Origin of the sequence: Streptomyces violaceusniger Tu 4113, from assembly GCF_000147815.2 — a bacterium.
Taxonomy (GTDB): Bacteria; Actinomycetota; Actinomycetes; order Streptomycetales; family Streptomycetaceae; genus Streptomyces; species Streptomyces violaceusniger_A.
Map to the genome: position 1 here is coordinate 3,189,216 of NC_015957.1, position 23,356 is coordinate 3,212,571.

21 protein-coding genes and 1 riboswitch are annotated in these 23,356 nt (G+C 72.1%); of the genes, 13 read left to right on the forward strand and 8 right to left on the reverse strand.

The genetic code is table 11. The annotated features are described in order from the left end of the window. Window positions 1–13: 13 nt before the first annotated feature. Window positions 14–175 (reverse strand): FDLD family class I lanthipeptide, encoded by a 162-nt coding sequence (locus STRVI_RS52630; RefSeq protein ID WP_014056281.1) that lies wholly within the window; start codon window positions 173–175, stop codon window positions 14–16. A 477-nt stretch (window positions 176–652) separates the two neighbouring features. Between STRVI_RS52630 and STRVI_RS13890 the strand changes: the two genes are divergently transcribed. Further along, complete coding sequence (locus STRVI_RS13890) at window positions 653–2,116, forward strand: GuaB1 family IMP dehydrogenase-related protein (RefSeq protein WP_014056282.1); 1,464 nt, start codon at window positions 653–655, stop codon at window positions 2,114–2,116. Window positions 2,117–2,223: 107 nt separating this feature from the next. Here the strand turns inward: STRVI_RS13890 and STRVI_RS13895 are convergent, their stop codons facing one another. Together STRVI_RS13895 and STRVI_RS52050 are read right to left on the reverse strand one after the other, a co-directional pair. Then, entirely contained in the window at window positions 2,224–2,985 is a 762-nt protein-coding gene (locus STRVI_RS13895; RefSeq protein ID WP_014056283.1) for a DUF2637 domain-containing protein, read from the reverse strand. Next, window positions 2,982–3,188 (reverse strand): hypothetical protein, encoded by a 207-nt coding sequence (locus STRVI_RS52050; protein WP_014056284.1) that lies wholly within the window; start codon window positions 3,186–3,188, stop codon window positions 2,982–2,984. Before STRVI_RS52050 ends, STRVI_RS13895 begins: the two co-directional genes overlap by 4 nt. 300 nt (window positions 3,189–3,488) lie before the next feature. Between STRVI_RS52050 and STRVI_RS13900 the strand changes: the two genes are divergently transcribed. The 4 genes from STRVI_RS13900 to STRVI_RS13915 all read left to right on the forward strand — a co-directional run bounded on the left by STRVI_RS13900 (window position 3,489) and on the right by STRVI_RS13915 (window position 8,392). Continuing rightward, window positions 3,489–4,961: an amino acid permease gene (locus STRVI_RS13900; RefSeq protein WP_014056285.1), complete on the forward strand. Its 1,473-nt coding sequence runs from the start codon at window positions 3,489–3,491 to the stop codon at window positions 4,959–4,961. A gap of 10 nt (window positions 4,962–4,971) precedes the next feature. Further along, on the forward strand, window positions 4,972–5,427 hold the full coding sequence (locus STRVI_RS13905; RefSeq protein ID WP_014056286.1) for an Lrp/AsnC family transcriptional regulator: 456 nt from the start codon (window positions 4,972–4,974) through the stop codon (window positions 5,425–5,427). A 373-nt stretch (window positions 5,428–5,800) separates the two neighbouring features. Further along, window positions 5,801–6,601, forward strand: coding sequence for a carbon-nitrogen hydrolase family protein (locus STRVI_RS13910; RefSeq protein ID WP_014056287.1), 801 nt, complete (start codon window positions 5,801–5,803; stop codon window positions 6,599–6,601). Window positions 6,602–6,682: 81 nt separating this feature from the next. Beyond that, window positions 6,683–8,392: a flavin monoamine oxidase family protein gene (locus tag STRVI_RS13915; protein ID WP_014056288.1), complete on the forward strand. Its 1,710-nt coding sequence runs from the start codon at window positions 6,683–6,685 to the stop codon at window positions 8,390–8,392. Window positions 8,393–8,487: 95 nt separating this feature from the next. On the opposite strand, the gene STRVI_RS13920 is transcribed toward STRVI_RS13915, so the two are convergent. Together STRVI_RS13920 and STRVI_RS13925 are read right to left on the reverse strand one after the other, a co-directional pair. Then, window positions 8,488–9,186, reverse strand: a complete 699-nt coding sequence (locus STRVI_RS13920) for a DUF5995 family protein (protein WP_014056289.1) — start codon at window positions 9,184–9,186, stop codon at window positions 8,488–8,490. An 88-nt stretch (window positions 9,187–9,274) separates the two neighbouring features. After that, window positions 9,275–10,159 (reverse strand): NAD-dependent epimerase/dehydratase family protein, encoded by an 885-nt coding sequence (locus STRVI_RS13925; protein WP_014056290.1) that lies wholly within the window; start codon window positions 10,157–10,159, stop codon window positions 9,275–9,277. Between the two features lie 129 nt (window positions 10,160–10,288). Here STRVI_RS13925 and STRVI_RS13930 point away from each other — a divergent pair, with 129 nt between their 5' ends. Next, the gene (locus STRVI_RS13930; protein WP_014056291.1) at window positions 10,289–11,146 is read left to right on the forward strand and encodes a helix-turn-helix transcriptional regulator; all 858 of its coding nucleotides are present in this window, start codon (window positions 10,289–10,291) and stop codon (window positions 11,144–11,146) included. A gap of 36 nt (window positions 11,147–11,182) precedes the next feature. Here the strand turns inward: STRVI_RS13930 and STRVI_RS13935 are convergent, their stop codons facing one another. The 3 genes from STRVI_RS13935 to STRVI_RS13945 form a co-directional block, all read right to left on the reverse strand. Then, complete coding sequence (locus STRVI_RS13935) at window positions 11,183–12,565, reverse strand: uracil-xanthine permease family protein (protein WP_014056292.1); 1,383 nt, start codon at window positions 12,563–12,565, stop codon at window positions 11,183–11,185. A gap of 69 nt (window positions 12,566–12,634) precedes the next feature. Continuing rightward, window positions 12,635–13,522 (reverse strand): isocitrate lyase/PEP mutase family protein, encoded by an 888-nt coding sequence (locus tag STRVI_RS13940; RefSeq protein WP_014056293.1) that lies wholly within the window; start codon window positions 13,520–13,522, stop codon window positions 12,635–12,637. An 86-nt stretch (window positions 13,523–13,608) separates the two neighbouring features. Continuing rightward, complete coding sequence (locus STRVI_RS13945; RefSeq protein ID WP_014056294.1) at window positions 13,609–14,841, reverse strand: MFS transporter; 1,233 nt, start codon at window positions 14,839–14,841, stop codon at window positions 13,609–13,611. Window positions 14,842–14,953: 112 nt separating this feature from the next. Between STRVI_RS13945 and STRVI_RS13950 the strand changes: the two genes are divergently transcribed. The 7 genes from STRVI_RS13950 (at window position 14,954) to STRVI_RS13980 (ending at window position 23,325) form a co-directional block, all read left to right on the forward strand. Beyond that, window positions 14,954–16,180, forward strand: a complete 1,227-nt coding sequence (locus tag STRVI_RS13950; RefSeq protein ID WP_014056295.1) for an ROK family transcriptional regulator — start codon at window positions 14,954–14,956, stop codon at window positions 16,178–16,180. 532 nt (window positions 16,181–16,712) lie between these two features. Next, a complete protein-coding gene (locus STRVI_RS13955; protein ID WP_014056296.1) occupies window positions 16,713–18,017 on the forward strand; it encodes an alginate lyase family protein in 1,305 nt (434 codons plus the stop codon). A 1,011-nt stretch (window positions 18,018–19,028) separates the two neighbouring features. Beyond that, a riboswitch (FMN riboswitch) is annotated at window positions 19,029–19,159 on the forward strand. Window positions 19,160–19,314: 155 nt separating this feature from the next. After that, window positions 19,315–20,424, forward strand: a complete 1,110-nt coding sequence (ribD, locus tag STRVI_RS13960; RefSeq protein WP_014056297.1) for a bifunctional diaminohydroxyphosphoribosylaminopyrimidine deaminase/5-amino-6-(5-phosphoribosylamino)uracil reductase RibD — start codon at window positions 19,315–19,317, stop codon at window positions 20,422–20,424. Between the two features lies 1 nt (window position 20,425). Continuing rightward, window positions 20,426–21,148 carry a riboflavin synthase gene (locus tag STRVI_RS13965; RefSeq protein WP_014056298.1) on the forward strand — a complete coding sequence of 241 codons (723 nt, stop codon included), beginning with the start codon at window positions 20,426–20,428 and terminating at the stop codon, window positions 21,146–21,148. Next, the gene (locus tag STRVI_RS13970; protein ID WP_014056299.1) at window positions 21,145–22,476 is read left to right on the forward strand and encodes a bifunctional 3,4-dihydroxy-2-butanone-4-phosphate synthase/GTP cyclohydrolase II; all 1,332 of its coding nucleotides are present in this window, start codon (window positions 21,145–21,147) and stop codon (window positions 22,474–22,476) included. The genes STRVI_RS13965 and STRVI_RS13970 overlap by 4 nt, the downstream gene beginning before the upstream one ends. Window positions 22,477–22,530: 54 nt before the next feature. Beyond that, window positions 22,531–23,016, forward strand: a complete 486-nt coding sequence (ribH, locus tag STRVI_RS13975) for a 6,7-dimethyl-8-ribityllumazine synthase (protein WP_014056300.1) — start codon at window positions 22,531–22,533, stop codon at window positions 23,014–23,016. A gap of 24 nt (window positions 23,017–23,040) precedes the next feature. Continuing rightward, the gene (locus STRVI_RS13980; RefSeq protein WP_043235886.1) at window positions 23,041–23,325 is read left to right on the forward strand and encodes a phosphoribosyl-ATP diphosphatase; all 285 of its coding nucleotides are present in this window, start codon (window positions 23,041–23,043) and stop codon (window positions 23,323–23,325) included. Window positions 23,326–23,356 lie beyond the last annotated feature (31 nt).

Genomic DNA, 23,356 nt, shown 5'->3' on the forward strand with positions numbered 1-23,356 from the left:
CTCCTATCCACCACTAGCCACAGGCCGGGGCGACGATCGTGCACCAGATGATGGACGCCCCGGGCGTGACGCTGGCGGCGCCCTGCGCGGCCGTCGGCTCGTCGAGCTCGACACGCACGTCCAGGTCGAACTCCGACATTTCCTTGGCCGACTCGGCCGGTACGGCAATAGACATGGTCAACTCCTTCGATAGAGGGGGCGACGGCAGCCGTTCGCACCCAGGGCCGCTCACACACACCTCAGCGGATGGGCATGCGCGGCTCCCGTGCGCGGTTGGCACGCGGGGCATTCGTGTCGAGCGCCCCGCACCTCCTGTGTACGCGCACCACCAGTGATCCCGGAACTGCGGAGAGCGAGATCTAGGGCTTGCCTCAGAAAGTCGCGGGCGGTGGAACGTACGGCGCCATCGCGCCCTCCTATGGCTCCCGGTCGGGCCCCGACCGCTCGGGGGCGCGCCGAGACGGTGCTCCGCCGCATGGGGTCACTCGCCCTCGGGCGGGCGCTCGGGTAACGTTTCGACGTAAGGCAGGTTGCCTGTCGGCACCGCAGCAGCCCCCGCAGCGCCTCTTTGGAGGACTCTACGAATGCGGGGGTGTTTTGTTGTGCCGCTGTGCGAGTGACCTGCGTCGTTTCGCGTGAAAATGTGAGACTCATGCGTTTCCTCGAGCCCGGTACGGGGCGCCACGTGGAATCTTCCCCGGTTCCCTACGACCTGACGTACGACGATGTGTTCATGGTGCCGAGCCGCTCCGCGGTCGGCTCCCGCCAGGGGGTGGACCTGGCCTCACCCGACGGCACCGGCACCACCATTCCGCTCGTCGTCGCCAACATGACCGCGATCGCCGGCCGCCGCATGGCCGAGACGGTCGCCCGTCGCGGTGGCCTCGTCGTCATCCCGCAGGACATCCCGATCGACGTCGTCACCGACGTGATCCGCTGGGTCAAGAGCCGCGATCTGGTGCTGGACACCCCGATCGTCCTCGCCCCGACCGGCACCGTCGCCGACGCGCTGTCGTTGCTGCCCAAGCGGGCACACGGCGCGGGCGTGGTGGTCGAGGACGGGCGTCCGGTGGGCGTGGTGACCGAGTCCGACCTGACCGGCGTGGACCGCTTCACGCAACTGTCCGAGGTGATGTCGCGCGAACTGATGGTGCTCGACGCGGACATCGACCCCCAGGAGGCGTTCAACCGCCTCGACGCCGCCCACCGCAAGCTCGCCCCCGCCGTCGACGCGGACGGGAAGCTGGTCGGCATCCTGACCCGCAAGGGCGCGCTGCGCGCGACGCTCTACAAGCCCGCGGTGGACGCGGGCGGCCGGCTGCGGGTCGCGGCCGCCGTCGGGGTCAACGGCGATGTGGAGGGCCGTACGAAGGCGCTCCTGGACGCCGGGGCGGACGCCCTCGTCGTGGATACCGCCCACGGCCACCAGGAGTCGATGATCACCGCGCTCAAGGCGGTCCGCGGTCTGGGCCCGCGGGTGCCGGTGGTGGCGGGCAACGTGGTCGCCGCCGAGGGGGTGCGCGACCTCATCGAGGCCGGTGCCGACATCGTCAAGGTCGGCGTCGGACCGGGCGCGATGTGCACCACCCGCATGATGACCGGCGTGGGCCGTCCGCAGTTCTCCGCGGTGCTGGAATGCGCCGCCGAGGCACGGAAGTTCGGCAAGCACATCTGGGCGGACGGTGGCATCCGGCACCCCCGCGACGTCGCCATGGCGCTCGCGGCCGGGGCGTCCAACGTGATGGTCGGCTCCTGGTTCGCGGGGACGTACGAGTCGCCCGGCGACCTCCAGCACACCGCCGACGGCCGGCCGTACAAGGAGAGCTTCGGCATGGCGTCGGCACGCGCGGTGCGCAACCGCACCAGCGACGAGTCGGCGTACGAGCGGGCCCGCAAGGGGCTGTTCGAGGAGGGCATCTCCACCTCGCGGATGTTCCTGGACCCGGCCCGGCCGGGAGTCGAGGACCTGATCGACTCGATCATCGCGGGCGTGCGCAGCTCCTGCACCTATGCGGGCGCCGGGTCGCTGGAGGAGTTCCACGAGCGGGCAGTGGTGGGCGTGCAGAGCGCCGCGGGCTACGCGGAGGGCAAGCCGCTCCACGCGAGCTGGGACTGAGGTTCAGGAGTTCGGCTCGCCCCCGGTGGCGAATCGAGCCCGGAAACACCACAACCCCCACTCGGCTCGGGTGAGTGGGGGTTGTGGTGGTGTGTCGCGGCGGGGTCTCACCTCGCCACTCCGCGCTCACCCCGGGTGCGGGGCAGCGCGTGGCGCGGCGGGCTGGTGAGGGTGATCTGCCGGACCAACTGGTGGAACGAGACCAGCGCGGCGACCGGGGGAAGACCGGCCACGGCCATGCTGGGCGCGTTCCGCGGGGCGTGTGCGACGCACAGGAACACCGCGATGGTGGAGAAGAGCACCACCACGGCCCATGAGTGCGCGGCGCCCCGCCGGTGCAGGGCGGCCCGCAGCACCGACAGCGAGGCGACCAGCCAGGGTCCGTAGACCAGCAGGGGCCACCATGCCGCCATGGACTCCGAGGTGCTCGGGGAGGCGAGATAGCGCAGCGGGCCGTAGGAGATCATTCCGCCGAGCACGCTCAGCATCGCGACGATGATTGTGGTCACCGCCGCGAAGATCAGGCTGATCACATGCAGCCACGGCAGCGTCGGCAGCCGGAAGCGGACCCGGCGGCGCTTGCCGCGCCCCCGTACATGCGTGGGGGAGGGGGTGTGGAGAGGGGCGACCGGTCCGATGGGACCGGTGGTGTGCACCGACTCCTCGGGGGAGGTCGTCTGGAGCAGCCGGGCCAGGTCTCCCTCCAGGTCCCAGCGGCCCTCGATGGTCTCCGGGTCGGGCAGGGGGAAAGGATTCATCTCATAATCGGCTGCCGCCTCGTACCGCTCCCCGGGAGGGGGCGCGGGGGCGTGCCGGTGGCCGGTGGGTGGGGGCCCGTAGCCGCCCGGCCTCGGCTCGGTGTACGTCATGCCTTGACGCCTGGTTCCGGCGTATCGGACCGCTGGACGAAGTCCGCCTCGATCCGGCCCAGTGCCCGGATGAAGTCCTCCCAGACTCTCGCGCAGTATTCGAGCGGGTAGCGCTCGCTGTCACCCCCCTGGTCTCGGGGCCGGAACACGGGTTCGGCACTGAGGCGGGAGTGATCGGGTGGTTGCAGGCTGTCAGTGGTCACGTCCCCACCAACGACCGCTAAAATGGTGCAGTATCGCGGCATTCGGGTGAAACGAGCGCTGACTCGCGCACTGTCTCGCAACGATTCCCCGTCGAGCGCCCCCGCGCGCAACGTTGCCACGGGTATGCGCAACCATGGTCCATTACGGCCGTCGGCGGACGGCTCATAGGGTCTTGCGCTGACGTGGAGTGGCGGGGACCGACTGCTCGACGATTCCCACCTGCGGGTTTGCTCTTCGGGCACCCGTATGTCCGCAGTCGGTCGCCACCACCCGATGGCAGCGATTAAGGAGCCACCCCTGTGTTGGAGCACGGCGCAGCACCGCCCGCCACCCAGCAACCGGAACCAGACCCTCCGGTCGGCGGGCTGGGCGCCCGGCTGATGCGGCGCAAGCCGGTGGAACGACTGGTCGCCGAGGGCGGCCAGGGCGAGGGCGGCAGTCTGCGGCGCTCCATGGGCATGTGGCAGCTCACCATGATCAGCATCGGGGCCACCCTGGGCACCGGCATCTTCGTGGTGCTCGGCGAGGCCGTGCCGGACGCCGGTCCCGCCGTCATCGTGTCCTTCGTCATCGCCGGGCTCACCGCGCTGTTCTCCGCGCTGTCCTACGCCGAGCTGGCGGGCACCATCCCCGTCTCCGGCTCCTCCTACTCCTACGCCTACGCCACGATGGGCGAGCTGATCGCCTGGGTCTGCGGCTGGTGTCTGATCCTGGAGTACGGGGTCTCGGTAGCGGCCGTCGCCGTCGGCTGGGGCGAGTACCTCAACGAACTGCTCGACGGCACCCTCGGCGTCACCATCCCCGACGCCCTGGCCGCCCCGCCCGGCGACGGCGGGATCTTCAATCTGCCCGCCCTGCTCGTGGTGCTGCTGGCCATGGCGTTCCTGCTGGGCGGCGCCAAGGAGAGCGCCCGCGCCAACACGGTCATGGTGGCGGTGAAGATCGCGGCACTGATCCTCTTCTGTGCCGTCGCCTTCACCGGCATCCGGGCCGGCAACTACACCCCCTTCATGCCGCTGGGTATGGCGGGCGTCAGTGCCGCCGGCGCCACCCTCTTCTTCTCCTACATCGGCTTCGACGCCGCCTCCACGGCCGGTGAGGAGGCCAAGAACCCCCAGCGCGACCTGCCCCGCGCGATCATGCTCTCGCTGATCATCGTCACCGCGCTGTACTGCCTGGTCGCCGCCGTCGCGGTGGGCGCCCTGCCGTGGAAGAAGTTCTCCGGCTCCGAGGCCGCGCTCGCCTCGATCATGAAGGATGTCACCGGACAGGACGCCTGGGCCGTGCTGCTGGCCGCCGGAGCGGTCGTCGCGATCGCCTCCGTGGTGCTGACCGTGCTCTACGGCCAGACCCGCATCCTCTTCGCGATGTCCCGGGACGGGCTGGTGCCCAAGGTCTTCTCCACCGTCCACGCCAGGACCGGGGTGCCCCGCGCCAACACCGTGATCGTCTCGCTCTTCTGCGGGGTCCTGGCCGCCGCGATCCCGCTCGGCCAGCTCGCCGACGCCACCAGCATCGGCACCCTCTTCGCCTTCGCGCTGGTCAACATCGCGGTGATCGTGCTGCGCCGGACCCGGCCCGATATGCCGCGCACCTTCCGGGTGCCGCTGTCCCCGCTTTTCCCGGTGATCGGCTTCGCGCTGTGCCTGTGGATGATGGGCAGCCTGCAGCTCGTGACCTGGGTGGTCTTCGGCTGCTGGATGGCCGTCGGCCTTGTGCTGTACTTCGCATACGGCATGCGCCGATCCCGACTGGCCACAGCAGAGAAGTGATTGCCCCCCAGTGCGACTGAATGATCTCGACGAACGCATCGTCCACGCCCTCGCCGAGGACGCCCGCCGCTCCTACGCCGACATCGGCGAGCTGGTCGGACTGTCCGCGCCCGCCGTCAAACGGCGGGTGGACCGGCTGCGCGCGGAGGGAGCCATCACCGGCTTCACGGTGCGGGTCGACCCGGTGGCACTGGGGTGGGAGACCGAGGGCTTCATCGAGCTCTACTGCCGCCACAACACCTCGCCGGACGCCATCCGCCGGGGCCTGTCGCGCTATCCCGAGGTGGTGTCCGCGTCGACCGTCACCGGCGACGCGGACGCCGTCGTCCAGGTCTTCACCTCCGATATGCGCCACTTCGAGCGGGTGCTGGAGCGGATCGCGGGGGAGGCGTTCGTGGAGCGCACCAAGTCCGTGCTGGTGCTCTCGCCCCTGCTGCGGCGGTTCAGCTCGGGGGCGCCCACGTAGGCGCTCCGCTCGGTGCGCGGGTTCTTCGGTGACCTGTTGCCGGTCGGCTGCGGCGTCACGCTGAGGGGCGTCTGCCCTGAGCTGCTGTCGGTCGGCTGCGGCGCCGTCGTGGCTGGTCGCGCCCACGTGGCGGAGCCGCACATCGACACAGCCCCGCGCCCCTTCAGGGCGCCCGCCCTCGCCGGTCGCGCCCGAGGCGGCGGAGCCGCACATCGACACAGCCCCGCGCCCCTTCAGGGCGTGCGCAATGAATCGACGCGCACCGATCCCCATGCGTCATGAATCGACGCCGGACGCAACGAAGCCGTCTTGTTGGGCGATCCGGAGGCAACGTACTGTTTTTATACCCGTACCCCTCCCCTCAAGGTCTGCCATGTCGCCGCTGCGCACCGCTCTGCTCCAGAACTCCGGTCACCCCGGCGATCCCGCCGGAAACCTCAAGGTCCTCGACGAGGCCGCCGCCCGCGCGGCCGCCGACGGGGCCGGGCTGCTGGTCACCGCGGAGATGTTCCTCACGGGATACGCGATTGGCGGCCGCGGCGTACGGGAGCTGGCCGAGCCCGCCGACGGGCCCAGCGGCCGGGCCGTGGCCGAGATCGCCGCGACGCACGGTCTCGCCATCCTCTACGGCTACCCCGAGAGCCACGCGGGCGCCGTGTACAACTCCGCACGGCTCGTCGGGGCCGACGGCGCCGAGCTGGCCAACTACCGCAAGTCCCATCTCTACGGCTGCTTCGAGCGGGCGTCGTTCACCCCCGGTGAGACGCCCGTCGTCCAGGCCACCGTCGGCGAGCTGACCGTCGGCATCCTGATCTGCTACGACGTGGAGTTCCCCGAGAACGTACGGGCCCATGCCCTGGCCGGGACCGATCTGCTGCTGGTGCCCACCGCGCAGATGCACCCCTTCGAGTTCGTCGCCGAATCCGTGATTCCGGTGCGCGCCTTCGAGAGCCAGATGTACATCGCGTACGTCAACCGCAGCGGCGTCGAGGGCGAGTTCGACTTCGTCGGCCTGAGCTGTCTGGCCGGGCCCGACGGCGCCACCTGTCTGCGCGCCGGCCGCGGCGAGGAACTCCTCCTCGGCGATGTCGCCCCCAAGCTGCTGACCACCTCGCGCCGGATCAACCCGTATCTGCGGGACCGCCGCCCCGGTCTGTACTCCTCCCTCGGCTGATCCGCCCTCACCTGATCAGTCCGGCCCTCCGCCGTACCCGAAACACGCTCTGAGCACCAACCAGCAAGGAATCCGTACCCCATGACGTCCACGGTGCCCACCGCCGTCCATGACGAGCAGGAAACGCAGGCCCTTGAGGCCCTTCCGCCCATGACCATGTTCGGCCCGGACTTCCCCTACGCCTACGACGACTTCCTCGCCCACCCGGCGGGCCTGGGCCAGATACCCGCGACCGAGCACGGCGCCGAGGTCGCGGTCGTCGGCGGCGGTCTCGCCGGCCTCGTCACCGCGTACGAGCTGATGAAGATGGGCCTGAAGCCCGTGGTCTACGAGGCCGACCGGATCGGCGGACGGCTGCGCACCGTCGGCTTCGACGGCTGTGACGACGCGCTGACCGCCGAGATGGGCGCCATGCGCTTCCCGCCGTCCTCCACCGCCCTCCAGCACTACATCGACCTGGTGGGCCTGAAGACCCAGCCGTTCCCCAACCCGCTGGCCCCCGACACCCCCTCGACCGTCGTCGACCTCAAGGGCGAGTCCCACTACGCCCGCACCATCGACGATCTGCCGCCGGTCTACCGCGAGGTGGCCGACGCCTGGAACGCCTGCCTGGAGGAGGGCGCGGACTTCTCCGATATGAACCGCGCCATCCGCGAGCGGAACGTCCCCCGGATCCGGGAGATCTGGTCGCGGCTGGTCGGGAAGCTGGACAACCAGACCTTCTACGGCTTCCTCTGCGACTCCGCGGCCTTCACCTCCTTCCGCCACCGGGAGATCTTCGGCCAGGTCGGCTTCGGCACCGGCGGCTGGGACACCGACTTCCCCAACTCCATCCTGGAGATCCTGCGGGTCGTCTACACCGAGGCCGACGACCACCACCGCGGCATCGTCGGCGGCAGCCAGCAGCTTCCGCTGCGGCTGTGGGAGCGCGAGCCCGGGAAGATCGTCCACTGGCCCCAGGGCACTTCGCTGTCCTCGCTGCACGGCGGTGAGCCCCGCCCGGCCGTGACCCGGCTGCACCGGGCCGCGGGCGACCGCGTCGTGGTGACGGACGCGAGCGGCGACATCCGCTCGTACCAGGCGGTGGTCTTCACCGCACAGTCCTGGATGCTGCTCTCCAAGATCGACTGTGCTGACTCGCTCTTCCCGATCGACCACTGGACGGCGATCGAGCGCACCCACTACATGGAGTCCAGCAAGCTCTTCGTGCCGGTGGACCGGCCGTTCTGGCTGGACAAGGACGAGGTCACCGGCCGGGACACGATGAGCATGACGCTCACCGACCGGATGACCCGCGGCACCTATCTGCTGGACGACGGCCCGGACCGGCCCGCCGTCATCTGCCTCTCCTACACCTGGTGCGACGACAGCCTCAAGTGGCTGCCGCTGTCGGCGAACGAGCGGATGGAGGTCATGCTCAAGTCGCTCTCGGAGATCTATCCGAACGTCGACATCCGCAAGCACATCATCGGCAGCCCGGTCACCGTGTCCTGGGAGAACGAGCCGTACTTCATGGGCGCGTTCAAGGCCAATCTGCCCGGCCACTACCGCTACCAGCGCCGGTTGTTCACCCACTTCATGCAGGACCGGCTGCCCGCCGACAAGGGGGGCATCTTCCTCGCGGGCGACGACATCTCCTGGACGGCGGGCTGGGCCGAGGGCGCCATCCAGACCGCGCTCAACGCCGTGTGGGGCGTGATGCACCGCTTCGGCGGCGCCACCGACCCGAAGAACCCCGGGCCGGGCGATCTGTACGACGAGATCGCGCCCGTCGAGCTCCCGGAGGACTGAGCCGGTCCCAGGGCCGTCACGCCGACGGCAAGTCGTCAGGCCGTCGGCGGGCCGTAACGTCGGCGGCGGGCCGCCTTACGCCCTCGGCGGGCCGCTTACGCCGCCGGCAGAGGGGTGAGCAGAAAGCGCCCGACCAGGCCCACGGTCGTATCGACGCGCTCCGCGAACTCCTCCGCCAGCTCCGGCACCCCGCGCAGCCCCCACAGCGCGCGGAACGCCGCCCACGCGGCGTCCCGCGCCTTCTCCAGGCTCCAGGAGCCCACGAGATGGGTGAGCGGATCGGCCACGTCCAGCAGGTCGGGGCCGGGCATCAGCTCCTCCCGGATCCGCTCCTCCATCCCCGTGAGCAGCGCGCCGATCCGGTCGAAGTCGCCCTCCAGGGCCTCCGGTTCGAGGTCCCGGGCCCGGCAGGTGTCCAGCAGCGCGAGCGCCAGGTCATGGCCGATATGGGCGTTGATCCCGGCAAGTGCGAACTGCACCGGGCGGACCGCCGGATGGCGCCGGAGCTGGAACAGCGGCCGCCAGCAGGCGGGCGGCCGCCCGCCCGTGACCACCGTGTCGACCGCCGCCAGATAGCGCCCGGCGAACCGCACATCCAGTTCCTCGGTGGCGGACGGATCGTGGAAATACCCGTCCGTGAGCCGGCGGCCGACCTCCTCGGTGACCGAGAGGTACACCCCGTTGAAGACCGCCACCCCGTCTCTCGGCGGCAGCGCCGCGCCGAGCGCGCTCATGCGCGCCACGACGCTCTGCACGGTGCGCGGCGCGGGCCGCGCGTGCGTGGGCATCGTCATGGACGCCAGGGTGGCAGGCCGGACCGGTGCGGTCCCGCCGTACGCCGCCGCTTCCCCCGGACGGTCTAACGCCCCGTCAACCGGCGTATCACAGCACCCCCGCGTCGCGGGCCGTCCAGATCGACGGATACAGCGGCCGCCAGCCCAGCTCATCGCGGAGCCGGAGGTTGGAGGTGATCCCGGACCAGGGGTCGTCGTCCGTCCGCCCGGTCATGCCCTCGGGCAGCGGCGCGCCGCTGAGCTGGTGCAGTTCGACGGCGGTCGCCGGGGCGTCGTCGACGATGTTGTACTTGCGCCCCGACACCGAGCCGCCGGCCGTGCCGCCCGGTGCCCGCAGCAGCCGCAGCAGCGCCTGTATGACATCCGCGTGGTGGACCATGGCGAGCCGCTTGCTCCCGGCCCAGTTCGCCGCGTACGGCAGAAAGTTCGCCACATGCGGATCGCCGTCCCCGTACACGAAGGCCAGGCTGCCGATCCGCAGATCGAGGCCGTGCTCGCGGTGCAGCGCCAGCAACTCCCGCTCCGCCTCCGCCTTCGAGGCGGGGTAGGCGCCCCACAGCAGACCGCCGGGCACGCTCTCGTCGTCCTCCGTGAACGGCCGGCCGCGTGAGGCGCCGTACACCAGATTGGTGCTGACCTGGAGGAACCGGCTCGTCCCGGCCTCCACCGCGGCCCGTCCGAGCGCGACCGCCGCGTCCCGGTTGACCGCCCACGCCTCCTCGTCCGGCACCCCGCGGAAGGCCGCCGCGATGTTGACCACCGCATGCACCCCCTCCATGGCCCTGCGCAGATCCTTCTCCTCGCGCAGATCGCCCACCGTGAGCTGCGCGCCCTGGGCCGCGAAGGGCGCACCGCGCTCCTCGTCGCGCACCAGCACCCGTACCTCGGTACCGGCCGCGGGCCGCTCCAGCAGCCGCTTGGTGAACCGCCGTCCCACCTGGCCGGTCGCACCCGTCACCAGAATCAAGGGCATCAGCATCCGCCTTTCGTCCCGTTCGCTCGGCCTCAGCCTGCGACGGCCTCGGCAGGGCCGGGAGAGACCTCCCCATCCAGGGATCGGCAGACCCTGGATACGCGACGCGGGCGCGGCGACCATGGGAGCGTGCATCGATCGGAACTCGCCGACTTCCTGCGCCGCTGCCGCGCCCGCATCGGCCCCGCCGAGGTGGGCCTGACGCCCGGCCCCCGACGCCGTACGCCCGGACTGCGCCGGGAGGAGGTGGCCCAGCTCGCGGGCATGTCGCCGGATTACTACACCCGGCTGGAGCAGGCCCGCGGCCCGCGCCCGTCCCGCCAGATGCTGACCGCGCTGGCCCGGGCGCTGCGGCTCACCGACGACGAGCGCGACTATCTCTTCCACCTGGTGGGGGAGGAGCCGCCGCGGGACCGCAGCACCTCGGAGCATGTGCGGCCCGGTCTGCTCAGGGTGCTGGACCGGCTGTACGACACCCCGGCCCAGGTGATCACCGACTGGGGCGAGGTGCTGGCGCAGAACGCGATGGCGGCGGCGCTGGTCGGCGACATCACGGCGCGGCCGGTCGGCGACCGCAATATCGTCCGGAGCTTCTTCACCCGGCCCGACGACGCCTCCGGCGCCCCCGGGATCTTCCCGAGCGAGGAGATCGAGGAGCACGCCCGGCTGCATGTGGCCAACCTCCGCGCCGTGCTCGCGGCCCGCCCCGACGCCCCGGGCCCGGCGGCCCTGGTGGCCGAACTGCTGTCGGTGAGCCCGGAGTTCGCGGCGCTGTGGGAGGCCCATGAGGTGGCCGTACGGCACTCCTCGGTCAAGCGGTTCATCCACCCGGTGGTGGGCGCGATGGAGCTGGACTGCGAGGTCCTGCTGAGCTCGGAACACGCCCAGCGGCTGATCGTCCACACCGCCCGCCCCGGCAGCGAGTCCGCCGAGCGGCTCGAACTGCTCCGGGTGCTGGGCCTGCAGGACCTCGCTCCGCGGGGATGACAGGACTTCGCCCCGCGGGGACAATCCCTCCAGCGGTCAGGCCGGGCGGTCGTCGTCGTATCCGCTGGTGCCCGCGTCCAGCAGGGGCTCCTGCGGCTTGAGATGGGCCGGGGCCAGGGCGCCCAGGACGTGGTAGCCGAGCAGCACCACGATCGTGCCGAGGGCGATCCCGCCCAGCTCGAAGTTCTGGCCGATCTTCAGGCTGACGCCGCCGACGCCGATGATGACGCCCGCCGCGACCGGCACCAGATTGAGCGGATTGCGCAGGTCCACCTTGTTGTGCACCCAGATCTGCGCACCGAGCAGCCCGATCATGCCGTAGAGGATGACGGTGATCCCGCCCAGCACCCCGCCCGGCACGGCCGCCACCACCGCGCCGAACTTCGGGCACAGCCCGAAGAGCAGCGCGAAGCCCGCGGCCGCCCAGTACGCGGCGGTGGAGTACACCCGGGTGGCCGCCATGACCCCGATGTTCTCGGAGTACGTCGTATTGGCCGGGCCGCCGACCGATGTGGAGATCATGGTCGCCGCGCCGTCCGCGGCGATCGCCGTACCGAGCTGGTCGTCGAGCGGGTCGCCGATCATCTCGCCGACCGCCTTCACATGCCCGGCGTTCTCGGCGATCAGCGCGATCACGACAGGCAGCGCCACCAGCACCGCCGACCAGTGGAAGCTGGGCGCGTGCAGGGACGGCAGACCGATCCAGTCCGCCTTGCCCACACCGGACAGATCCAGCCGCCAGTGGTCGGTGACCCGTCCGCTGCCGTCCATCGAGTGGATCCTGCCGAAGACGCGGTCGAAGACCCAGGAGACCGCATAGCCGAAGACCAGCCCCAGGAAGATCGCGATACGCGACCAGAAGCCCCGCAGACAGACCACCGCCGCCCCGGTGAGCAGCATCGTCAGCAGCGCGGTCCACTGATCGGCGGGCCAGTACGTCCCGGCGGTCACCGGTGCGAGATTGAACCCGATCAGCATGACCACCGCGCCGGTCACCACCGGCGGCATCGCCGTGTGGATGATCCGGGCGCCGAATTTCCGTACCGCCAGACCGCTCAGCAGCAGCACCCCGCCGACCACCAGGATCGCCCCGGTGACGGCGGCGCTGCCGCCGCCCTGCGCCCTGATCGCGGCGGCCACGCCGACGAAGGACAGGCTGCACCCCAGATAGCTGGGGATCCGGCCGCGGGTCGCCAGCAGAAAGAGGATGGTCGCGACGCCGGACATCATGATCGCGAGGTTGGGGTCGAGCCCCATCAGCACCGGGGCCACGAAGCTGGCCCCGAACATGGCCACGACATGCTGTGCGCCGAGCCCCGCCGTCCTCGGCCATGACAGCCGCTCATCCGGCCTGACGACGGCGCCGGGGGCGGGGGTGCGCCCATCACCGTGCAGGGTCCAGCGCACGCCGAGGCCCATGACTGCTCCACTTCATCGCTACGGGGAATTCGCAGCAATGTTAGTTGGCCGAAAATGTGCGCCCTGCAGCTATGTGGGGGTGCTCTCGGTGACGTCCTTGGTGAAGTCGTCGGTGAAGTCCTCGGCCAGTGACTGTGCCTCGGCGTAGGAGGGCAGGTCGGCGGCCTGATGGGCGGGGGCGGGGGCGTCGGGATGGGCGATCGTCCAGGCCAGCTCGACGGCGCGGTCCAAGGCGGCCCGGAAGAGCAGCGAACCGCAACTGATCCGCCGCACCCCGAGCTCCGCGAGCCGCTCGTAGCTATGGCGGCCGGGGGTGAAGAGGATGTTCAGCGGGGTCTCGCCGAGGTCGTCGGCCAGTGCGCCGATGTCGTACTCATCGGTGAGCGCGGGCACGAAGATCCCGTCCGCGCCCGCTTGCACATACGCCTCGATGCGCTCGGCGGCGGCGGACAGCGAGGGCGGGGCGCCGCCACCGATCGCGGCGAGCCAGTGGGCGTCGGTCCGCGCGTTCACGAACAGCCGGGGCACCCGCTCCTTGACGGCCGCGAGCACCGCGCACTGGTGGGCCAGGGGCGCGAGGGTGCCGTCGGGGCGGCCGTCCTCGATGTTCACACCGACCACCCCGGCCCGGTCCAGCTCGGCCACGAGCGCCGCGACCTCCTCGGGCCGCTCGCCGAACCCGCCCTCGATGTCGACGCTCACCAGCGCCGGGAGCCGGGCGATGCCGCGCGCGAGCGCGAGGGTCTCGTCGCGGGCGGCGCCCGTCGCGTCCGGCAGCCCGGCCGCCGCGGCCACGCCGAGGCTGGTGGTGCCGATGGCGGGGAAGCCGCGCCGGACGAGGGCGGCGGCGGAGGCGTGGTCCCAGGCGTTGGGCAGCAGCAGGGGCCGGTCGCCGTGGTGGAGGCGGCGGAAGGCGGTGTGGCGGTCGGACGCCGGGGCGTCGCTCTTGTCGCTCATATCACCGACCGTAGGGCCGGATCGCTTCGGCGCTCACCGAACAGTGGCGCCGTCGGGGACCGGCGCGCCTGCCCTCTCCCTCCCGGTCAGGGAAGCGTGGCCCGGGACGCGGACGGATCGGGGTGCGAGGCGGGGTCCGCGGCGTCCGTCTCCGTCGGGGTCCGCAGCACCCCCGCCCCCGCCACCAGCCCCAGCGTCAACGTCGTGACCAGGCAGAACGAGATCGTCAGCGAGGTCAGGTCCGCGATCGAGCCCATCGCCGCCGGAGCGATCAGACCCGAGGTGTATGTAATCGTGGCGACGCCCGCGATGGCCTGGCTCGGGGCCGGGCCACTGCGCCCGGCGGCGGCGAAGGCCAGGGGCACCACGACCGCGATGCCGAGGCCGATGAGGCCGAATCCGGCGATGGCGAGGGCGGCACCGGGGGCGGTGACCACCAGGATGCCCCCGGCGGTGGCGAGGAGGCCGCCGGTCCGTACGGTCCGCACCGGCCCGAAGCGGCCCACCACCGCGTCTCCGATGAGCCGGGCACCGGCCATCATGCAGGAGAAGGCGGTGGTGCAGGCGGCGGCGATACCGGGGGAGGAGTCCATGACATCGCGCAGATAGACCGCCGACCAGTCCAGGCTCGCCCCCTCGGCGAAGACCGCGCAGAATCCCACCGCGCCGATGATCAGCGCGGAGCGGGGCGGGAGAGCGAACCGGGGCGGCGGGTGCTCCTCGGGGGCGCTGCGCAGGTCGAGGACCCAATGGCAGGCCACCGCGCCGAGCACCGTGAGGACCCCGGCGGCGATGGCGAGGTGGAGCCGGGCGTCGGCCTCGGCGTGCGCGGCGATCGTGCCCGCTGCCGAACCGATGAGCGCTCCCGCGCTCCACATGCCGTGCAGCCCGGACATGATGGAGCGGCCGAGGCGGTTCTCGACCTCCACGCCGAGGGCGTTCATGGCGACGTCGGACGTCCCCGCGGTCGCCCCGAAGACGAACAGCGCACCGCACAGCCAGACCAGACCGGGCGCCAGCGGGGGCATCACCAGCCAGGCGGTCCACAGGGCGAGCAGTCCGCGCAGCGCGGCGCGGGCGCCGAAGCGATGGCTGATCCGCCCGGCCAGGGGCATCGCGACCGAGGCGCCGATGGCGGGAAAGGCGAGCGCGAGGCCGAGCTGACCGGCGCTGAGGTCCAGCCGCTCCTGGATCCAGGGGATACGGGTGGCGAAGTTGCCGGTCACCGCCCCGTGCACGGCGAACACCGCGGCTACGGCGATCCGTGCCCGCCGTACCGGGCGCATCTCGGACGCCCCCGATTCCTTGAGCCTGCCCATACCTGTCGCACCCTCCCCGTAGCGCCGGCCCGTGCCGTGGTCCACGGGAAACTATCAGGAAGGCTCCCTGATAGATAGGGCTTTTCCCGTGGCCTTCTGGAAGGATCCCGGCATGACGTCGACGAGCGTGTCCGTGGCGGGCCGCACCGCCTCCCCGAGTACGGCGCGGGCCATCAACGACCGCCTCGCCCTGCAACTGCTCAAGGACGAGGGGCCGTTGACCGCGGGGCAGCTCAAGTCGCTGACCGGGCTGTCCCGTCCCACCATCGCGGACCTGGTCGAGCGGCTGCGGCAGACCGGGCTGGTGGCGGTCGTGGGGGAGGCGGGCGCGGAGCGCCGGGGGCCCAATGCGCGGGTGTACGGGATCGTCGCCGAGAGCGCGCATGTGGCCGGGGTCGACGTCCGTACGGACAGCGTGGCCGTATGCGTGGCCGATCTGCTGGGCCGGACCAAGGCGGAGGAGTCGCTTCCGGTGGCCCCGGACGGGGACTCGGCGCGTACCGTGGCGGCCGCGGTGGCGCTGGTGGAGCGGACCGCCGAACGGGCCGGGGCGGCGCGGCTGCACCACATCGGCATCGGGGTGCCCGGTCTCATCGACCCCGCCACCGGGGAGCTCAACTCCACCGGCGGACTGCCCTCCTGGCACCGTGAGCTGGCCACCGCGCTCCACGCCGACCTCGCGGCACCGGTGCTGCTGGAGAACGAGGTCAATCTCGCGGCCGTCGCCGAACAGCGGATGGGCACGGTGCGCGACCGCGACACCTTCGTCCTGCTGTGGCTCGGCCACGGCATCGGCGCGGCCGTGGTGCTCGACCGGGTGCTGCGGCGCGGCGCGTCCGGCGGCACCGGGGAGATCGGCTTTCTGCCGGTGCCGGGCACCTCGGGACTGCCCTCCGCCACCGGCTGCGACGGCGGGTTCCACTCCCTGGTGAGCAGTGGTGCGGTCTGCGAACTCGCCCAGGAACACGGTCTGGAGGCCGCGGCGGGCGGCGAACGCGGGGAGGGAGCGGAGGGCTCCGGCGCGGCGGAGGCGGCGATCCGCGCGGCCCTCGACGCGGGGGAGCGCGGCGAGGCGTTCCTGGACGCGCTGGCGGCCCGTATCGCGCTGGGCGTCGCGGCGATCTGTGCGGTGCTCGACCCGGGGTGCGCGGTGCTCGGCGGTGAGGTCGGCCGGGCCGGGGGCGACGGGCTCGCCCGGCGCGTGGAGGACCATGCCGCCCGGCTGTCACCGCTGCGGACGCGGGTGCGCGCGGGGGTCGTCGGCGGCGGCGGGGTGTTGCGGGGCGCCGTGCTGACGGCGCTGGACGCGGCACAGAACGAGCTGTTCGGCGCCCCGTAGCCCCTATCCTGCGGAGCTCGCGCGTCGTAGGCCCCGTCTCGTCGATCTTCCCGGGCCCGCGGCCTCGGCCCGGCCCCCAGCGGCCTTGGTCAGGCCCCCCGCGGCCTCGGCCCGGCCCCCAGCGGCCTTGGTCAGGCCCCCCGCGGCCTCGGCCCGGCCCCCAGCGGCCTTGGTCAGGCCCCCCGCGGCCTCGGCCCGGCCCCCAGCGGCCTTGGTCAGGCCCCCCGCGGCCTCGGCCCGGCCCCCAGCGGCCTTGGTCAGGCCCCCCGCGGCTTGGCCCGGCCCCCAGCGGCCTGGCCCGGGCCCCCGGCGGCCACTGGGAGGCGCCCCCGGCGCCAGGCCCCGCGGATCCTGCGGCGTCAGCCGCTGCTGACACCGGCGCGACGGCCCGCCGGACAGGACCTGGTCCGCCGGTCGGCGCCCTCCCGGGTGAGGGCATTCTGTGCGATCTCTTGTCGTGCCCATGGAGCCGCCCTACTCTGAGCCCGATCTCAAGTCTGAATAGCGTTCAGATATCTGATTGGAGTGCTCAATGGGTGCACCTCCAGCGGGACGCGGGCGGTTCGCCCGGGCGATCGTCACCGCCTCCGCCCTCCTGGCCGTCCTCGCGGTCTCCGCCGCCCCCTCCGCGCAGGGCGCCGAGCCCGCGCGGCATGCCGGCTCGGTGCCGCGGACGGTGGTGCTCGACGGGCCCCGACTGTCCCTCACCAAGCTGAAACTGCAGCTCGGAGACCGGAATCTGCGGCGGACCGTACGCGATCTGACCGCCCAGGCCGACCAGTGGATGGAGCAGGGCCCCTGGACGGTCACCGACAAGGACCAGGCGCCGCCCAGCGGCGACAAACACGACTACTTCAGCCAGGCCCCCTACTGGTGGCCCAGCCGGCCCAAGACCGACGACAATCCGTACGGCTGCCCTTATGTTCAGAAGGATGGCCAACGGAACCCCGACGTGGACAAGATGACGGACCGTCCCGAGGTCGGCAAGGTCTTCGAATCCGCCTACGAGCTCTCCCTGGCCTGGTACTACACCGGTAAGCGGGCCTACGCCGAGCACGCCGCCGACATCCTGCGCACCTGGTTCGTCACCCCGGCGACCCGGATGAACCCGAGCCTGAACCACGCCCAGTTCATCCCCTGCATGTACGACGGCCGCTCGATCGGGATCATCGACTTCTCCCAGGGCTTCACCAGCCTCCTCGACGCCGCAGCCCTCCTCGACACCGGCGCCCCCGGCTGGTCCAAGAGCGATCACGAAGGCTTCCGGACCTGGAACAAGCAGTTCCTGGACTGGCTGGTGAACAGCGACTTCGGCAAGGAGGAAGGCGCCGCCGAGAACAACCACGGCACCTTCTACGACATGCAGGTCGCCGCCATCGCCACCGCCGTGGGCGACCGGGACCGCGCCCGCCAGGTGCTCCGCGACGCCCGCACCAAGCGCATCGACACCCAGATCGCGGCCGACGGCACGCAGCCGCAGGAGCTCGAGCGCACCCGGAGCTTCCACTACTCGACGTTCAACCTCGTCGCGTACACCCGGATGGCCGCCATCGGCAAGCACGTCGGCGTGGACCTGTGGCACTACACCGGGCCCGGCGGTGCGAACCTCTTCAAGGCGGTCGACGTCCTGCTCCCGGCGGCCACCGGCGCCGCGCCCTGGCCGTATCCGGAACTCGACCTCCGCGCCTACGCCGCGAGCGACATCGTCCACGCGGCGGCCGACGCCGGTGACCGCAAGGCCCGCGCGGCGGTGGACAAACTCCAGGCCCCGCCCGGCGGCGACCTGTGGGCCCTGCGGCCGGCGGTGGAGCAACTGGACAGCATCGCGCAGGGGTAGCGGGGCAACGGGCTTTCTCCCCCACCCCGCCCCTCCCCGAACCCGGGGGCAAGCCCCCGGCCCCCGGCCCCCGACCCCCGGCCCCCGGTTCGGGACCGGCCTGCATGCCGCGCATGCCGCCGAGCCCCGGCGCCCGACAGGCGCCAGGGGCGGTGGCGTCCCCGCGGCGATCTTCGGACCGGCGGTCGCGGAGGTGCTATCCCGGGGCTCCGGGGCCGGGGCTGTGCTCTTGGCCCGGGCGGGGGCTGTGATCGGGGGCACGTCCCCGGCCCCCCCCGTTCGGGATTGCGCCTGCTGCGGCTCGGCGCGCCGAGACGTCGGCGTCCCACGGGCGCCAGGGGCTGGGGCGGGTCCGCGGCGGTTATCGACGCGCTGGTGGCGGAGGCGTCGCCCCGGGGTTGCCGGGGCCGGGGCTGCGCCCCCGTTCAGGACCGGTCTGGATGCCGTGGACTCCGTTGAGGCCCCGGCGACCCACGGGCAGCCGGGGCGGAGTTGGGCTCGCGTCGGGTGGACGCGACGGGCTTCGGGCCGCCGTTTATTGGAGGCGTCGGCCCGGGGCTGGCGGATTGAGGCCGTGCCCTTGGCTCGGGAAGGGACGGGGGCTCAGCTCCGAGGCCTCGGCGCTCCACAGGCAACAGGTGTGGGTCCGCGCCCGGTGGCCGCGGGCAGCCTTCGAGCCGCTGGAGGCGGAGGCATCGGCCCGGGGTTGCCGGGGCCGGGGTTGTGCCCCCCCGTTCGGGACCGGTCTGGATGCTGCGGAGTCCGTTGAGGCCCCGGTGCCTCGCCGGTGGCCGGGGCAGGTGTGGGTCCGCGCCCGGTGGCCGGTGCGGTCGCCGGTGGTGGACGCGTCGGTCCGGGGCTGCCGGGGGCCGGGGGCTTGCCCCGGTTCGCGAAGGGGCGGGGCGGGGTGGGGGAAACACCCCCGGGGCGGGGTGGGTGAGGGAGGCCACATTGGTCTTGCCTCCCACCTGCGCCGATGGCCATGGCACACTGGGGGCGTACCAGTGACGTCAGCGCACTCCGGGGTCGGTGAAAATCCGAACCGGCGGTTACAGTCCGCGACCCGTCCGCCGCCAGCGGCCGGTTGACCAGGTGAAATTCCTGGACCGACGGTGAAAGTCCGGATGGGAGGCAGTGCGCGGCGGTAGCGACATCACCGGTGCGCCGCCTCGGCGGTCCGTCCTTGCGTAGGCAGGGCGGGCCTTTTGCCGAAACCTGGCGTGCCGGCGGCGGCGTTCCCGTTTCTTTGTCATCTCGACAGCCCCGGAGTCCGTGCCCGAAGAGGCAGGAGGACCCGGTGGCCACCGCAGCCGAAGCCCAAGCGATGCGCCATGCCGTCGCGCTCGCCGCCCGCGGCCTCGGCCACACCAGCCCCAACCCCGTCGTCGGCTGCGTCATCCTCGACGCCGGCGGCCGCGTCGTCGGCGAGGGCTGGCACCAGCGGGCCGGAGGTCCGCATGCCGAGGTCCACGCGCTGCGCGCGGCGGGGGACCGGGCCCGTGGCGGCACCGCCCTCGTCACCCTCGAACCGTGTGACCACACCGGTCGCACCGGCCCCTGCTCCCAGGCCCTGATCGCCGCCGGGATCGCCCGCGTCCATTACGCCGTCGGCGACCCCACCGCACAGGCCAGGGGCGGCGCCGCCACCCTCGCCGCCGCCGGGGTCGAGGTCGAGGCCGGGCTGCTGGCCGAGGAGGCCGAGGCGGTCAACGAGCCCTGGCTGACCGCGATGCGCCGCGGCCGCCCCTTCGTACTCTGGAAGTTCGCCGCGACCCTGGACGGCCGCAGCGCCGCCGCCGACGGCACCAGCCGGTGGATCACCTCCCCCGAGTCCCGCGCCGATGTGCACCGGCTGCGCGCGGAGGCCGACGCCGTCGTCGTCGGCTCCGGCACCCAGCGCGCCGACGACCCCCACCTGGCCGTACGGGACCGGGAGGGCGTCACCCAGCCGCTGCGGGTCGTCGTGGACACGGCCGCGACCATCAAGCCCGGCGCCCGGATCCTGGACGACGCCGCGCCCACGCTGCTCGCCGTCGCCGAGGACGCCAGTACCGCCCATCTGCCCCGGCGGCCGGGCGTGGAGACCGTAAGGCTGCCGCGCGCGGACGGCGGCCTCGCGATCCCCGCGCTCCTGGCCGAGCTGCACGGCCGCGGGGTGCGCTCCGTCCTGCTGGAAGGCGGGCCCACCCTCGCCGGAGCGTTCCTCGCCGCGGGCGCCGTCGACAAGGTCATCGGCTATCTCGCTCCCGTCCTGCTCGGCGCGGGCCCCGCCGCCCTCGCCGACGCCGGAATCACCACCATCGCGCAGGCGTTGCGCCTCGCGACGGCCGACGTCACCCGGCTCGGCCCCGATCTGCGCGTCACCGCCGTTCCCGTCGCCCCCGCCCCCCTCGCCGAGGAGAACTGAAGTGTTCACCGGAATTGTCGAAGAACTGGGTGAGATCGTCGCCATCGAGCACCTGGGCGACGCGTCCCGCTTCCAGGTGCGCGGCCCCGTCGTCACCGAGGGGGCGAAGCACGGCGACTCCATCGCCGTCAACGGCGTCTGTCTCACCGTCGTCGACCTCATCGAGGACGCGGAGGGCACCCGGTTCAGCGCCGATGTCATGGCCGAGACCCTGGACCGCTCCAGCCTCGGCGCGCTCGACATCGGCTCCCGGGTCAACCTGGAGCGTCCCATGGCGCTGGGCGGACGGCTCGGCGGCCACATCGTGCAGGGCCATGTGGACGGCACCGGCGCCATCGTGGACCGCAAGCTCTCCGAGCACTGGGAGATCGTGAAGATCTCGCTGCCCGCCGAGCTGAGCCGCTATGTCGTCGAGAAGGGCTCCATCACGGTCGACGGCATCAGCCTGACCGTCGTCGACGCGGGCTCCGACTACTTCACCGTCAGCCTCATCCCGACGACCCTCGCGCTCACCACGCTCGGCGTCAAGCAGGCCGGGGACCCGGTCAACCTCGAGGTGGATGTGCTCGCCAAGTACGTCGAGCGGCTGCTGGGACGGGACAACGGCCCGCAGGGCAATGGCCTGCAGAACAACGGCCCGCAGAGCAACGACCCGCAGGGCACCGGCTTGCTGGACAACGGCATGCGGAACAACGGCACGCAGGACAAGGAGGCCACAGCATGAGCGAGGCATACGCGGTCACCGAACCGCATCCGAGTGGCCCGGCCGCTCCCCTGCGAGCCCCGCACTGGCCCGACGAACTGGCCCTGGACCCCATCGAGCGGGCCATCGCCGACATCGCCGCGGGCCGCCCCGTCGTCGTCGTGGACGACGAGGACCGGGAGAACGAGGGCGACCTCGTCGCCGCCGCCGAGATGATCACCCCGGAGATCGTCGCGTTCATGATGAACGAGTGCCGGGGACTCATCTGCGCGCCCATGGAGGGCGCCGACCTCGACCGGCTCCGGCTTCCCCAGATGGTCGAAGAGAACACCGAGTCCATGCGGACCGCCTTCACCGTCTCGGTCGACGCCACCGCCGAACACGGCGTCAGCACCGGAATCTCCGCCGCCGACCGGGCCACCACCCTGCGGCTGCTGGCCGACCCGGGCACCGCCCCCGGCGACCTCGTGCGCCCCGGCCATATCTTCCCGCTGCGCGCCCGCCCCGGCGGCGTGCTCGCCCGCGACGGCCACACCGAGGCCGGGGTCGACCTGGCCCGGCTCGCCGGACTGCGCCCGGCGGCCGTGATCTGCGAGATCGCGGGGGAGGACGGCGTGATGCTGCGCCTGCCCGACCTGGTCGCGTTCGCCCGCAAACACGACCTGGCGATCGTCTCCATCGCCGATCTGATCGCGTACCGCAAGCCCGCCGAGCCGCTGGTGCGGCGCGAGGCCGAGACCCGGCTGCCCACCGCCTTCGGCGACTTCCGGGCGTTCGGCTACCGCGCGTCCGACGGCGTGGAGCACATCGCGCTGGTCCAGGGCGAGATCGGGGACGGTGAGGACGTGCTGGTGCGCGTCCACTCCGAATGCCTCACCGGCGATGTCTTCCACTCGCTGCGCTGCGACTGCGGCCCCCAGCTGCACGCCGCGCTGGAGCGGGTCACCGCCGAGGGCCGTGGCATCGTCCTGTATCTGCGCGGCCACGAGGGGCGCGGTATCGGACTGCTGTCCAAGCTGCGCGCGTACGAGCTGCAGGAGCTGGGCCGGGACACCCTGGACGCCAATCTGGAGCTCGGCCTGCCCGCCGACGCGCGGGACTACGCCGCGGGCGCGGAGATCCTCGCCGACCTCGGCGTGCGCTCGCTGCGGCTGATGACCAACAACCCGGACAAGACCACGGGGCTGGTCCGGCACGGGCTGCGGGTCACCGGCCGGGAGCCGATGCCGGTCCAGGCGGGGGAGCACAACCTCCGCTACCTGCGGACGAAGCGGGACCGGATGGGGCACGACCTGCCCTGGCTGGACGGCGACCGCGCCGAGCCCGTTTCCGCCTGCGGCAACCAGTGACCACCTCAAATACCCCCATACACCAGCACATCAGCGAAAGCACCGAGGAGAGACGTGAGCGGTAAGGGCGCCCCCGAACTGTCCGTGAAGAACTGCGGGGACTTGCGCGTCGCCGTCATCGCCGCACAGTGGCACGAGAAGGTGATGGACGGGCTGCTCGACGGCGCCCTGCGCGCCCTCGGCGAGCTGGGCATCGACGAGCCCACCGTGCTGCGGGTGCCGGGCAGCTTCGAGCTGCCGGTGGTCGCGAAGGTGCTCGCGGGCCGCGGCTATGACGCGATCGTGACCCTGGGCGTCGTCATCCGCGGCGGCACCCCGCACTTCGACTATGTGTGCCAGGGCGTCACCCAGGGGCTGACCCAGGTCAGCGTGGACACCGGCGTTCCGATCGGCTTCGGCGTGCTGACCTGCGACACCGAGGAGCAGGCCCTGGACCGGGCCGGGATCGCGGGCTCCAGCGAGGACAAGGGCCATGAGGCGGTCACCGCGGCCGTCGCCACCGCCACCACCCTGCGCTCGGTCGCCGAACCCTGGCGCTGAGGGGTGTCGCACGGCCCAAGTAGGATGACGGACACCATGCCCAAGAAGACGTTCGAGGAGCTCTTCACCGAGCTCCAGCAGAAGGCCGCCACGGCCGACCCCGCCACCTCCCGCACCGCCGAACTGGTCCACTCCGGTGTGCACGCCATCGGCAAGAAGGTCGTGGAGGAGGCCGCCGAGGTGTGGATGGCCGCCGAGTACGAAAGCGACGAGGCGACCGCCGAGGAGATCTCCCAGCTCCTGTACCACCTTCAGGTGATGATGGTCGCCAAGGGGCTAACCCTCGACGACGTCTACGCCCACCTCTGACACCCCCCGCCCACACCCTCACCCTCGCAAC

What these genes read in the sequence shown, in the direction of transcription:
- STRVI_RS13970 (WP_014056299.1), top strand. Translation starts at nt 21,145, where the DNA reads ATGAGCGAGGCATACGCGGTCACCGAACCGCATCCGAGTGGCCCGGCC.
- STRVI_RS13980 (WP_043235886.1), top strand. Translation starts at nt 23,041, where the DNA reads ATGACGGACACCATGCCCAAGAAGACGTTCGAGGAGCTCTTCACCGAG.
- STRVI_RS13945 (WP_014056294.1), bottom strand. Translation starts at nt 14,841, where the DNA reads ATGGGCAGGCTCAAGGAATCGGGGGCGTCCGAGATGCGCCCGGTACGG.
- STRVI_RS13890 (WP_014056282.1), top strand. Translation starts at nt 653, where the DNA reads ATGCGTTTCCTCGAGCCCGGTACGGGGCGCCACGTGGAATCTTCCCCG.
- STRVI_RS13920 (WP_014056289.1), bottom strand. Translation starts at nt 9,186, where the DNA reads ATGACGATGCCCACGCACGCGCGGCCCGCGCCGCGCACCGTGCAGAGC.
- STRVI_RS13915 (WP_014056288.1), top strand. Translation starts at nt 6,683, where the DNA reads ATGACGTCCACGGTGCCCACCGCCGTCCATGACGAGCAGGAAACGCAG.
- STRVI_RS13895 (WP_014056283.1), bottom strand. Translation starts at nt 2,985, where the DNA reads ATGACGTACACCGAGCCGAGGCCGGGCGGCTACGGGCCCCCACCCACC.
- STRVI_RS13940 (WP_014056293.1), bottom strand. Translation starts at nt 13,522, where the DNA reads ATGAGCGACAAGAGCGACGCCCCGGCGTCCGACCGCCACACCGCCTTC.
- STRVI_RS13955 (WP_014056296.1), top strand. Translation starts at nt 16,713, where the DNA reads ATGGGTGCACCTCCAGCGGGACGCGGGCGGTTCGCCCGGGCGATCGTC.
- STRVI_RS52630 (WP_014056281.1), bottom strand. Translation starts at nt 175, where the DNA reads ATGTCTATTGCCGTACCGGCCGAGTCGGCCAAGGAAATGTCGGAGTTC.
- STRVI_RS13950 (WP_014056295.1), top strand. Translation starts at nt 14,954, where the DNA reads ATGACGTCGACGAGCGTGTCCGTGGCGGGCCGCACCGCCTCCCCGAGT.
- STRVI_RS13935 (WP_014056292.1), bottom strand. Translation starts at nt 12,565, where the DNA reads ATGGGCCTCGGCGTGCGCTGGACCCTGCACGGTGATGGGCGCACCCCC.
- STRVI_RS13910 (WP_014056287.1), top strand. Translation starts at nt 5,801, where the DNA reads ATGTCGCCGCTGCGCACCGCTCTGCTCCAGAACTCCGGTCACCCCGGC.
- STRVI_RS13925 (WP_014056290.1), bottom strand. Translation starts at nt 10,159, where the DNA reads ATGCCCTTGATTCTGGTGACGGGTGCGACCGGCCAGGTGGGACGGCGG.